The organism is Salinivibrio sp. IB282, from assembly GCF_001995685.1.
GTDB lineage: Bacteria > Pseudomonadota > Gammaproteobacteria > Enterobacterales > Vibrionaceae > Salinivibrio > Salinivibrio kushneri.
Genome location: NZ_MUET01000040.1, coordinates 1 through 12,263 on the forward strand (window position 1 = coordinate 1; position 12,263 = coordinate 12,263).

At 51.4% G+C, this 12,263-nt stretch carries 9 protein-coding genes and 1 pseudogene; 7 read left to right on the forward strand and 3 right to left on the reverse strand.

Features of this window, described 5'->3' with window-relative positions; translation table 11 throughout:
• The first annotated feature begins 109 nt into the window (after positions 1 to 109).
• Positions 110 to 835 (forward strand): phosphoadenylyl-sulfate reductase, encoded by a 726-nt coding sequence (locus tag BZG14_RS09505; protein ID WP_443508851.1) that lies wholly within the window; start codon positions 110 to 112, stop codon positions 833 to 835.
• Positions 836 to 1,101: 266 nt separating this feature from the next.
• Entirely contained in the window at positions 1,102 to 2,337 is a 1,236-nt protein-coding gene (alr, locus tag BZG14_RS09510; RefSeq protein WP_077608625.1) for an alanine racemase, read from the forward strand.
• A 63-nt stretch (positions 2,338 to 2,400) separates the two neighbouring features.
• Here alr and BZG14_RS09515 read toward each other — a convergent pair whose 3' ends face one another.
• Positions 2,401 to 3,021 (reverse strand): FKBP-type peptidyl-prolyl cis-trans isomerase, encoded by a 621-nt coding sequence (locus BZG14_RS09515; RefSeq protein WP_069361650.1) that lies wholly within the window; start codon positions 3,019 to 3,021, stop codon positions 2,401 to 2,403.
• 125 nt (positions 3,022 to 3,146) lie between these two features.
• Here BZG14_RS09515 and BZG14_RS09520 point away from each other — a divergent pair, with 125 nt between their 5' ends.
• Together BZG14_RS09520 and BZG14_RS15915 are read left to right on the forward strand one after the other, a co-directional pair.
• Positions 3,147 to 3,770 (forward strand): LysM-like peptidoglycan-binding domain-containing protein, encoded by a 624-nt coding sequence (locus BZG14_RS09520; protein WP_198532047.1) that lies wholly within the window; start codon positions 3,147 to 3,149, stop codon positions 3,768 to 3,770.
• 285 nt (positions 3,771 to 4,055) lie between these two features.
• A pseudogene (locus BZG14_RS15915) lies at positions 4,056 to 5,595 on the forward strand (methyl-accepting chemotaxis protein).
• Positions 5,596 to 5,651: 56 nt separating this feature from the next.
• Here BZG14_RS15915 and BZG14_RS09530 read toward each other — a convergent pair.
• Together BZG14_RS09530 and cpdB are read right to left on the reverse strand one after the other, a co-directional pair.
• On the reverse strand, positions 5,652 to 6,119 hold the full coding sequence (locus BZG14_RS09530) for a GNAT family N-acetyltransferase (protein ID WP_077459992.1): 468 nt from the start codon (positions 6,117 to 6,119) through the stop codon (positions 5,652 to 5,654).
• An 84-nt stretch (positions 6,120 to 6,203) separates the two neighbouring features.
• Positions 6,204 to 8,168: a 2',3'-cyclic-nucleotide 2'-phosphodiesterase gene (cpdB, locus tag BZG14_RS09535; protein ID WP_077487156.1), complete on the reverse strand. Its 1,965-nt coding sequence runs from the start codon at positions 8,166 to 8,168 to the stop codon at positions 6,204 to 6,206.
• Positions 8,169 to 8,455: 287 nt separating this feature from the next.
• Here cpdB and cysG point away from each other — a divergent pair, with 287 nt between their 5' ends.
• Genes cysG through cysN form a run of 3 tightly spaced genes read left to right on the forward strand, consistent with a single transcriptional unit; the run spans position 8,456 to position 12,238 of the window.
• Positions 8,456 to 9,883, forward strand: a complete 1,428-nt coding sequence (gene cysG / locus BZG14_RS09540) for a siroheme synthase CysG (protein ID WP_077608627.1) — start codon at positions 8,456 to 8,458, stop codon at positions 9,881 to 9,883.
• Positions 9,884 to 9,895: 12 nt separating this feature from the next.
• A complete protein-coding gene (gene cysD / locus BZG14_RS09545) occupies positions 9,896 to 10,804 on the forward strand; it encodes a sulfate adenylyltransferase subunit CysD (protein ID WP_077459989.1) in 909 nt (302 codons plus the stop codon).
• 9 nt (positions 10,805 to 10,813) lie between these two features.
• Positions 10,814 to 12,238: a sulfate adenylyltransferase subunit CysN gene (gene cysN, locus BZG14_RS09550; RefSeq protein ID WP_077608628.1), complete on the forward strand. Its 1,425-nt coding sequence runs from the start codon at positions 10,814 to 10,816 to the stop codon at positions 12,236 to 12,238.
• The last annotated feature ends 25 nt before the right edge of the window (positions 12,239 to 12,263 follow it).

Sequence of the window (12,263 nt, forward strand, 5' to 3'; positions counted from 1 at the left end):
TTCTTGATCCGCCGCGAGGTGATTGCCCCCGTGCATGTCTCTAAGAGGGATTTTTATGCCTGAAACCATTCAACCCAACGCGACGTTAGCCTTAGCTGACATTGCCGCGATGAATAAAAGCCAGCAAGCCTTGGCATTGGCAGAGGTCAATGCCAGCTTGGAAACACTCTCGGCAACTGAGCGTATCGCCTGGGCGTTAGAGCACCTTGAGGGGCAATTTGTCCTGTCGTCGAGCTTTGGGGTGCAAGCCGCGCTGATGCTGCATTTGGTCAGCCAAGTGAAATCGGACATTCCGGTGATTTTAACCGACACCGGCTATTTGTTTGCGGAAACCTATCGGTTTATCGATACCCTCACCACACGGTTGAATTTAGACTTACGGGTATATCGCGCCGCACTCAGCCCTGCTTGGCAAGAAGCGCGTTATGGGCAGCTGTGGGAGCAAGGCGTGGAGGGGATCACCCAATACAATCAAATCAACAAAGTTGAGCCAATGAAGCGTGCGCTGCGAGAGCTAAACGCCGGCACCTGGTTTTCTGGGCTCCGCCGAGGTCAATCTGACTCGCGTGCCAATTTGCCGATACTCAGTGTCCAGCATGAGGTGTTTAAGTTCTTGCCCGTGATTGATTGGTCGAACCAACAGGTCGATGACTACCTGCGCGAGCATGACTTGCCTTATCATCCATTGCGCGAAAAAGGCTATGTGTCGGTGGGGGATGTCCATACCACCCAGCGGTTAGAGCCGGGTATGCGTGAAGAGCAAACGCGGTTTTTTGGTCTCAAACGCGAGTGCGGCTTGCATGAGGACGACTTAAATGATGGTTCGGGGATATAGCCTCGTCGAGAATAGCTTCGTCGGGAATAGCCCCGCCGAGAAAGAATGTAACCAACCCGCGGTCTTTAAACAGTGTCACCCTTGTGGTGGCATTTTTTTGTTCAATTTCACTGAGTTTGTCTACCCTTTAACTGAGTAACTCATCATCCGTGACGTGTTTTGTGCTATACATAGCGGGTAAAGCTAGGAGGCAGTGAATAAGAGCCTAATACTTTTATTCGCAACGTGTCACGGAAGCACCATTTATGTGACCAATAGTGAAGCTTATGAACAAAAAATTATCTTTAGTCGCGCTTGCCGTCGCCGGTGTCGTTGCCATTGGCGCCCCGGCGGTTATTGACTATACATCAGCAGCTCCCTCCACGTCTGATACTAACCAGCGTTATATGGGGCACGGCAACGGCTGGCTGGAAGTGAACACGGCCACTTTTGCTAACAATATTCAACGTGTTCAACAGCAAGTCAGTGAAGGGACGAAAATCTGTGCCGTCATGAAAGCGGATGCCTATGGCAATGGCATTGCAGGCTTATTGCCCACCGTGATTGCAAGTGGTATCGACTGTGTTGGTATTGCCAGTAATGAAGAAGCTCGGACGTTGCGCGAAGGCGGCTTTACTGGCGAGATCATGCGTGTACGGACCGCGACCTTGCAGGAAATGGAAAGTGCATTAACATTGAACATGCAAGAGCTCATTGGCTCAGCAGAGCAAGCCGAGCAAATGCGGCAACTTGCCGACAAACATGATATGACCATTCCGGTCCATATGGCCTTTAATGCCGGTGGTATGGGGCGTAATGGTATTGAGATGAACGAGGAATCTGGCAAACAAGTTGCGGTGGATATCGCTACTGACCCACGCTTTAACGTCGTCGGTATCATGACTCACTTTCCTAACTATGAAGCGGAGTATGTTCGTAGCAAGTTAGGACAGTTTACTGCGAACAGCGAATGGCTAATAGAGGAAGCTGGGCTTCAACGTGAAGACGTATTGCTGCACGCGGCGAACTCTTTTGTGACACTGAATGTTCCTGAAGGCCATCTTGATATGGTTCGTCCGGGTGGCGCCTTGTATGGCGATCAGCCCACTAACCGTGAACTGCCACCGATCATGAGCTTTAAAACTAAAGTGGCCTCTGTGCATCACTTGCCTGAAGGCAGCACCGTGGGGTATGACAGTACCTATACGCTAAAGCGTGATTCGGTGTTGGCGAACCTGCCGGTGGGGTATTCGGATGGTGTGCCACGTAAAATGGGCAACAACGCTGATGTCTTGATTCAAGGTCACCGAGCCCCCGTGGTCGGTGTTTCATCCATGAACACCATTATGGTCGATATTACCGAGATTGCGGATCAAGTGATGCCAAACGATGAAGTGGTGCTCTTTGGTCAGCAAGGGGAGGAGACCATTGGCGCTGAAGAGTATGAATCGAGTGCGGATGTGATCTTCCCTGAGATATACAGCTGGTGGGGCGCGGTCAACCCACGTGAATACGTGCAGTAATCAGTACAAAAAAAGCGATGCCGATTGGCATCGCTTTGCTTGTTATTCAAGCGCTGATCCGTTTTACAGGATATCAAGCAACTCTACTTCAAATACTAATGCAGCAAATGGTGGGATTGCTGCGCCAGCGCCACGCTCGCCGTAGGCCAGATCTTGTGGTACATACAGCTTCCACTTAGAGCCAACCGGCATCATTTGCAGGGCTTCAACCCAACCTTTAATCACACCTGTTACAGGGAACTCAACCGGCTCGCCACGCGTGACTGAGCTATCAAATACGCTGCCATCAACCAATTGACCGTGATAGTGAACACGCACCTGCTTATCGCTGGTTGGGATCTCACCGTCACCTTGTACCAGCACCTCGTACTGCAAACCTGACTCTGTCACAGTCACTTCTTCACGCTTGGCATTATCAGCTAAGAAGGCATCGCCTTCTGCCGCTTGTGCTTTTGCAGCCTCTTGACGAACTTCTTCCGCTTTTGTGTGAAGCTCACGCAATGCGTTATTGATGTCGTCAATTTCAATCTCTGGCATTTGGCCAGCTAGCGCGGTGCTGATGCCTTTTGCAATCGCATCAACGTGCAAGCCTTCTAGGCCGCTACCGGCAAGCTGTTGACCCATTTGTAGGCCGATGCCATAGCTCGCCTTCTGCTCGACAGTTTCCAGTTGTACGTCAGACATAACGTCTCTCTTTTTTGCGTCAATAAAGTGTGAAAGGATAACAGGTGATGGTTTCGTGGGTAAACTTTTGTGCCAATAAGGCGTCCAAGATGAGGACAAAACAACAAAACATGCGCGGAGTGGCAATGAAGTTAACAGCAATGCGTTCACACTGGAACAAACTGCGTGCTGGATGGCGAGAGAAACTTAACGCGAAGTGGACAAACCGGCCCCACTTGAACCATGGTCTACCTGGTTTGGAGCCGTTAAAACAGGTTTGGCACCGTCTTCCTGTGTTACATCGACGCCTATTGATAGTGCTGATCCCGATTGTATTGGTGTTGGCTATGCTTCCCAGCCCCTCGCCCAAAGCCCCCTCGCCGCAAACTCGTCAACCCGTCGCCCTGAATACGGGGACGAATGCGTCGTCTGCGTCGCAAGATGATTCGTCCGTCGCGGCGTCAACCGCTGAACCTGCGACTCAACAAGCTGAAAAAACAGAAAATAGCCCTTGGGTGAGCCATCAAATTGAGCCCGGTGACACGCTGGCCAAAGTCTTTCGTCGCTACGATTTAGCGTTAACCGATCTGTATGCGATTGCTAATATTGAAGGTGAGGGAAAGCCGATTAGTCGCATCCAGCCAGGGCAGTGGATTCGCTTTAAACGTACACAGAGTGGTGCATTAGATATTCTGCAAATCGAAACCGAGAAAGGTCAATCCGCACTGTATTTTCGCCTTTCTGATGGCGGTTTTGCCCGTCAACGTTAGTGTTTTTTAATCACCACTTCATATTAACCTATTGATTAGGAGTGGTTTTTCCCTATTTCTTTCTCCGTCTTGTTATTAAGCTCGCTGCAGCACGATTTTTAAGCTACTTTTTATAAATCAGTCAATAAGGCTGTAACGCTACATCATTGAGGCGGAAAAGGGACTAGCGGCTGTTTGTCATGCAGGCATTCGCGCCGCTTTGTAGGACAGACACGCAAGCCGCCTCAACATGGATGTCTAGGCATTAACACGCTAATCACTAATTTGTTGAGGACTCGCTTTTCCATGTTGAAAAATCTATCTATTGGTAAAAAGTTTACCGCGGCTTTTTCCCTCATTGGTATTGCTGTCGCGATCTTTGGGTTTTACATTTTTACCCAAGTCAGCGGCATGCGCGATAATATGCTGAACTTTACTGACGACACCCTACCCGCTGTACTTGAGATCGAACGACTTAATGAAGAAATTGTTCGTATCCGTCAAGACCAGTACGCGGTCCTCACTTTTAATGATCCGGCCGAGCGGGTTGAGATCTTGGGCGAAATCGATGTGATGGAGCGTGATTTCAGCGCTGACTTGGACGCGTATCAACAGACGCTTTGGTATGATGACGAGAAAGCTATCTTTTCTCGGATTAAGGACAGCTGGGACAAGTATAATCAAGAGCTTGCACAGTTTGATCAGCGCGTTGAAGCCGGGCAGTTGACTGCCGCGCAAAAGGTGTTAGCCAATTCGTTTCGCACTTTTGGTCAGTTAGATTCGTCAATCAAAGAAATGTCTGAGTTGATGCAAGGTTTTATCGGTAAAAACCGCACTTCTATGCTGAACCAGGTCTCTACCGTGAGTATGACCATTATTGGCGTACTGCTTGCGGTGATCGCCTTTATGATTGTGGTGGCAGTGGTGTTTACTCGTGCGATCATCAATCCGTTGCGTTTAGTGATGGAGCAGTCTTCTGCGATTGCCAAAGGTGATTTGAGCTATCAATTGGATCGCGGCCAGATTGGTAATGACGAAATGGGTCAATTGGCAGATTCGAGCATCGCCATGCAAGATAGTTTGCGCACCCTGATTGAAGAAGTGATTGCCGCGGTAACCCAATTGAGCAGTGCAGTCGAAGAGGTCAGTGCCGTATCGAGCCAAACCTCAAGCGGGATGCAAAGTCAGCAACATGAAGTATCACAAGTGGCGACCGCGATGGCACAAATGAAGGCAACCGTTGCCGACGTGGCGCAGAATACCGAAAGCTCATCCACCGCCGCCAACGAAGCGAGTGAGTGAGCTCGATCAGCAGTCGAAACAAATCAACATGGTGGTGGATGTGATTCGTGATATTGCCGAGCAAACCAACTTACTGGCGTTGAACGCGGCGATTGAAGCAGCGCGTGCCGGTGAATCGGGTCGTGGCTTTGCGGTGGTGGCCGATGAAGTGCGTACTTTAGCGGGCCGTACCCAAGACTCAACGGGCGAAATTACCACCATCATCGAAAAACTGCAGCAACACGCCACGCAAGCGCGCAATGCCACCACGCAAAGCTGTGAGAGCATTGAGCAATGCGTAGCGCAGGGCGACCAGGCTCAACAGCTGGTGCGTGGGATTGAAACCTCGGTTGAAAACATCGCTGATATGGGCATGCAAATTGCCAGTGCCTGTGGCGAGCAAGATTCGGTAGCGGATGAGCTAAGCCGTAACATTGAGCGCATCAATGATTCGTCACAAGAAGTCGCTGGCGGTGCTGATCAAACCGCACAAGCCTGTAGCGAGCTCAGCCAGTTGGCGCAATCACTGCAAACGACCATGCAGCGCTTCCGTCTAACCAAATAGGTTATACCGCCAATAGATGAAAACAAAATCCCGCTGATTCAGCGGGATTTTTTGCTTTAAACGGCGGATGCGTCACTTACCGATAAACGCATATCAATATGGGGGATCCCATCTTCTAAGTAGGCGTCGGAAAACGCCGAAAAGCCATGGGTTTGATAAAACCGCTGTAAATGTGTTTGTGCGCCAATCTCAATATCATCATGTGGCCAATGTTGCTGGCAAGCCTGAATCGCGTGGCGAACCAATTGATGCCCCCATTGACCGTTTCGGTGAGCGGGCGCAACGATCACACGGCCAATGCTGGCGCCTGAGTAACTTGCACCTGGTGCCAGCACACGGGCATAAGCCGCCAGCTCGCCATTCAGCCAGCCCATTAAATGCAGCGTCTCTGGCGCGGTGTCGAGCGCATCAAGCTCTGGGTAGGCACAGGCTTGTTCCACTACAAACACATCTACCCGTAATTTCATCAGTGTGAATAAGGTGCGCGTATCAAGCGCGTCAAATGTCACGATTTGCCAATCCATACCAAAACTCCAAAGGGGAAAGTAAAAAAATACCGCAGACAGGCTGCGGTATTCAAAAGCTATTTAGTGGGTGTCGTTAACCAGCTACTGACGAGGCTGGCTTAAATCAACATGATAAACGCCAAATCCCACTTCATCAGTGCCTTGGCGGCGCATTGACCATTGGCCTTTTTGCTCGATAAATTGCGCCGCTTTCTCGCTCGGTGAGGTTTCAAAGCTGACCACAGCGTCGCCTTCGATAGGCGCGATGGACCAGTTGTTATCCGCACTCACTGTGACTTGGCCTTCTTCTTGACTCACACGGCTGATGTAGTTGGCGACCACGGTACGGTTTTCATCCGGCGCGGCAAAGGCGATATGGTCACTGCCGGTGCCTGGGAACTTACCACTATAGGCACGGTAATTGTTGGTCGCTATCAGGAAGGTTTGCTCAGGGTCAACCGGCTCACCTTGATAGGTCAGATTGATGATTCGCGACGCGTCTGAATTGACCTCATTGCAATCACCGTCGTAGCGGGCAGGCTTGGTGATATCAATCTGATACTCGACACCGTCAATGACATCAAAGTTATAGGTGCGGAATCCATCCCAGTTCACCAGTGACTGGGGCTGCTCTGTGTTGGGATCGATTTGGTTAAACTGGCCGGCACTGCACTCTAGCCATTGGGTAAGCTCGGCACCAGAGACTTTCAGTGCCACCAAGGTATTCGGGTACAGATAAAGATCGGCGGCGTTACGGAACGTCAGTTGGCCCGCCTCCACTTCGGTAAAGTTGCTCGGATCGTTTTTGCGACCACCGGCTTTAAAAGGCGCGGCGGCAGACAGCACCGGCAGATCGGCTAAGTCAGGGTCCCCTTGAATCATGCGCTCGACATAGTCTTGCTGTGCGAGGTTAACGATTTGTACGGTCGGATCGTCTTGAAGCAGGGCCAAGTAGGAATACATCACATCATTAGCTTGACCAATTGGCTGATTGACGAAATCTTGTGTGGCTTTATGGTCTGACTCCACAGCCTTAAGCAAAGCTTCATCGGCCTCGACTAAGGCCTTGTTATTCGCTTGATCAAAAATTGGACGCGCCTGAGCCTGGCTGCCTGTGACTTGCCATTGACCATCGACTTGCTCGAGCGCCAGATCTATCACGCCGACATGGCTGCCCCAGCGGCCGGCCATCACACTGGCCACACCATTGATCGTGCCTTTATCGATATCCGCACCGGGAATGTTGGCGAAGTCTTCTCCAGGGAAGACGGCATGTGAATGACCAAAGGCAATGGCATCAATGCCGTCGACATCCGTGAGGTAATACACAGAATCTTCTGCCATCGCTTTATAAGGCGCTTGTGAAATACCTGAGTGAGGAATAGCCACGACCACATCGGCCCCTTTGGCTTTCATTTCCGGCACTAACTTTTCTGCGGTTTGTTTAATGTCTTTGGCGATCACCTTTCCTTCGAGATTGGCTTTATCCCAAGTCATTATCTGTGGCGGGACAAAGCCGATGTAACCGACTTTGATGGTGTGGCTATCACCGTCTTCATCTTTGAGTTGGTATTCTTTAATTAAATACGGGTCAAAGTAGTGCTCGCCGCTATCGGCATCAAACACGTTGGCGTTGATATACGGGAAGTTAGCGTCGTTGATTGACTCTTTTAAAAAGGCCAAGCCATAGTTGAATTCATGGTTACCGATGTTTCCCACTTCATAATTGAGCAAGTTCATCGCTTTGTACACTGGGTGCACTTCGCCAGGTTGGATGCCTTTGCTCGCCATGTAATCGCCCATTGGACTGCCTTGGATCAGGTCACCGTTATCGACCAATAGCGCGTTTTGTGCTTCATCGCGAGCTTGTTTGACCACGGTCGCGGCGCGGACCAAGCCGATTTTTTGTGACGGCTTGTTTTTGTAGTAGTCGTAATCCATCACATTAGTATGAATATCGGTGGTTTCAATCACACGCAAGTTGATGGTATCGGCAAAGGCACTGCCAGATGCGGCAAACAGACCGGCAACCACCGCGGTGGCGACAGCAGAAGGGAGCAAACGCATAACAGGATCTCCAAGTGAAAAGTGTGCGTTAGTTATCAAGCAATTGAATTATGCCGTTTATCATTCATATGAAGCTGTGCGCTTGATCGGCTTTATCGAACCGTTGCAGGGCCCTGAGGCGGCAATTGAGCGCTTTGCGATCGCAGTCATTGTTTGATTGACCCGATGCCTTATCCATTCCACTACTCCTAAAGCACTAAAAAGAATAAAAAATGAATTTATAGAATTTCAGGTAATAGTTGTGGGGCGATATAGTGGCGGTATTGTCATCAAGGAAATGCGCGATCATGGATTATCTTCCTCTTTTTGCTCAGCTCAAACACCGTCCTTGCCTCGTGGTGGGCGGTGGCGAAGTGGCATGGCGAAAAACCCGCATGCTACTCAAAGTCGGGGCGGCGGTCACCTTAGTGGCCCCTGAGGTCGACCGTGAAATTGAAGAGGCGCAAGCGCAAGGAAAGTTGACGGTGTTGCGCGAGGCGTTTCGTCCCGAACACCTGGATGGAAACATGCTGGCAATTGCGGCGACCGATAATGCCTTAGTCAACGAGCTGGTCTCCACGGCCGCTGACAGCCGCAATATTTTGGTCAATGTCGTCGATGACACCCCTAAATGTAGCTTTATTGTCCCTTCTTTAGTGGATCGCTCCCCCATTATCATTGCTATCTCGTCGGGCGGTAAAGCGCCGGTATTGGCACGGATGCTACGTGAAAAAATTGAAACCTTGGTCCCCCAACATATCGGCAAAATGGCAGCGATGGCGGGCGCGTTTCGCGACAAACTGAAAGCACGCATTCCGACCTTAACGGGGCGGCGTAAATTCTGGGAAGCCGCTTTTAGTGGCCGGTTTGCTGATTTAGTCGCGGCGGGCAAACACCAGCAAGCCGAGCAGGCGCTTGAACAGCTCAGTGGACAAATCACCACCCAAGGCGAAGTGGCCTTGATTGGCGCCGGGCCAGGGGATCCTGGGTTATTGACCTTGCGTGCGTTGCAATTGATGCAGCAAGCCGATGTGGTGTTATACGACTACTTAGTCGCTGAACCGATTATGGAGCTGTGCCGCCGAGATGCGGAGCTGATTTGTGTGGGCAAACGGGCGAGCTACCACAGTGTTAGCCAAGACGACATTAATCGTCTATTGGTCGAGCATGCCCAAGCCGGAAAACGGGTGGTGCGCTTAAAAGGGGGCGATCCGTTCATGTTTGGCCGTGGTGGTGAGGAATTACAAACCCTTGCCAACGCCGGTGTCTCGTTTCAAGTGGTGCCTGGTATCACCGCCGCTGCAGGGGCAACAGCGTATGCCGGTATTCCGCTCACCCATCGCGATCACGCCCAGACCGCACTGTTCATTACCGGTCATTTGAAAAAAGAACAAGACACGCTGGAATGGGCCACCTTGGCACGCGCGCAGCAAACCTTGGTGATCTACATGGGGCTAATGAAGTCGGCCCACATTCAAAGCCAGCTTTTGGCTCATGGCCGTTCACCGGACACTCCTGTGGCGGTGATTGAAAACGGTACCCGCCCAGAGCAAAAAGTCTTTACCGGTCAACTCAACAACTTACCGTCGCTGGCTGAGCAAGCGGCGTCGCCAGCCCTAATCGTAGTGGGCGAAGTCGCGGCCCTCGCCGGTCAGCTGACTTGGTTTGGTGATAATAATGTGGCAACCGATGCTGATCCCACGCAAGCGCCAACCGCCGTGGTTAACTTCGCTTAAAGGATAATGAAGATGGACGCAAAAACACTGACTCACCTCCAACAGTTGGAAGCCGAGAGCATTCATATACTGCGGGAAGTCGCAGCGGAGTTTGATAACCCCGTGATGCTGTATTCAATTGGTAAAGATTCGTCGGTGATGCTGCATTTAGCACGCAAAGCCTTTTACCCCGGTAAGATCCCGTTTCCGCTGTTGCATGTCGATACCGATTGGAAGTTTCGCGACATGATTACCTTTCGCGATCGCACCGCTAAAGAGCTGGGGCTAGATCTGATTGTGCACAAAAATCCAGAAGGAATAGCACAGGGGATTAATCCTTTTGATCACGGCTCCGACAAGCACACCGACATCATGAAAACCCAAGCGCTGAAGCAGGCGCTGGATCAACATAAGTTTGATGCGGCGTTTGGCGGTGCGCGTCGAGATGAAGAAAAATCCCGCGCCAAAGAGCGCGTCTATTCGTTTCGCGATAAGAACCACCGCTGGGATCCGAAAAATCAACGGCCAGAGCTGTGGCGCAACTACAACGGCCAAGTGAACCCGGGCGAGAGCATTCGTGTGTTTCCGCTCTCTAACTGGACCGAGCTCGATATCTGGCAATACATCTATCTGGAAAATATCGATATTGTCCCGCTTTACTTGGCGGCTGAACACCCGGTGGTGGAGCGTGAGGGCACCTTGTACATGGTCGATGATGCGCGGATGCCGATTGGACCCGAAGAAACCGTGATGCATAAATCGGTACGTTTCCGCACGCTGGGCTGCTACCCGCTCACCGGGGCGATTGAATCTACCGCGACCACCTTGCCAGAGATCATCGAAGAGATGTTGGTCGCTACCTCAAGTGAACGCCAAGGGCGGGCGATCGACCACGATCAGTCCGGATCCATGGAGCGCAAAAAGCGTCAGGGTTATTTCTAAGGAGCAGTCATGAATCCAGCAATTCAACAACAGGTGGCCGATCTGGGTATTGAGGGTTATCTGCAACAGCACCAACACAAAAGTTTATTGCGCTTTTTGACCTGTGGCTCGGTCGATGACGGTAAATCGACCTTGATTGGCCGCTTGCTGCACGACTCGCAACAGATCTATGAAGATCAGCTGGCTGCTGTCCATGCCGATAGCCAGCGTGTCGGTACCACGGGGGAGAAACCGGATCTGGCGCTACTGGTAGACGGCCTGCAAGCCGAGCGCGAGCAGGGGATCACCATTGATGTGGCGTACCGGTATTTCTCCACCGCCAAGCGTAAGTTTATTATCGCTGATACCCCAGGCCATGAGCAGTACACCCGTAATATGGCCACCGGCGCGTCGACCTGTGATGTAGCGGTGATCTTAATCGACGCCCGTCACGGCATCTTGGATCAGACTCGTCGCCACTCGTATATCGCTAACTTGCTGGGTATTCAGCATTTTGTGGTAGCGGTAAACAAGATGGACTTGGTGGCATATAGCCAAGCTCGGTTTGATGAAATTCAACAGCAATATCTGGCGTTTGCCGATCAGCTCAATCCCGGCTTGTCAGTGTCTATGGTGCCCTTGTCGGCACTGGAAGGCGACAACGTGGTCAATGCCAGTGACGCGATGGCGTGGTATCAAGGCGAGCCGCTACTCAGCCAGCTAGAAGCCATCGACATTGAAAAATCGCGCGGGACGGGCGCGTTCCGTTTTCCGGTGCAGTATGTCAATCGACCGGATCTGAACTTCCGTGGCTACGCAGGTACCCTTGCCAGTGGCGAGTTGCATGTGGGCGATGAGGTTAAGGTACTCCCTTCTGGGCTTACCGCGAAGATCGCGCGCATCGTCACCTTTGACGGTGATCGTGAATTTGCCTTTAGCGGTCAAGCGGTCACCCTCACTTTAGATAGAGAAATTGATATCTCGCGTGGCGATCTCTTGGTGCGAGCGGATGATGACGTGGCGGTGGGTCAACGATTTGACGCCGACGTGGTGTGGATGACGCAAACCCCACTGGCACCGGGGCGCGAATACGATATTCAGTTGGCCAGCAAGAAAACCTCAGCGCAGGTTGAGGCGCTGTCGTATGGGGTCGATGTTAATACGCTTAACACTCATGACGCAGACACCTTGCCGCTCAATGGCATTGGTCGTTGCACCTTGACCCTAAGCGAAGCGGTGCCGCTGGATACCTATCACGACAGTCCGAATACCGGTGGCTTTATCCTGATTGATCGTCTCATCAATGTGACGGTCGGCGCGGGGATGATTCGTCATGTCGCTGAGACGCAGCCGCAAACCACCTCGTCGTTCTCAGCGTTTGAGCTTGAATTAAACCAGCTTATCCGCAAGCACTTTCCGCATTGGCAAGCGCGGGATCTTGGTCAGCTGGGATAGATAATACCTGAGTGTTAATAAGCCC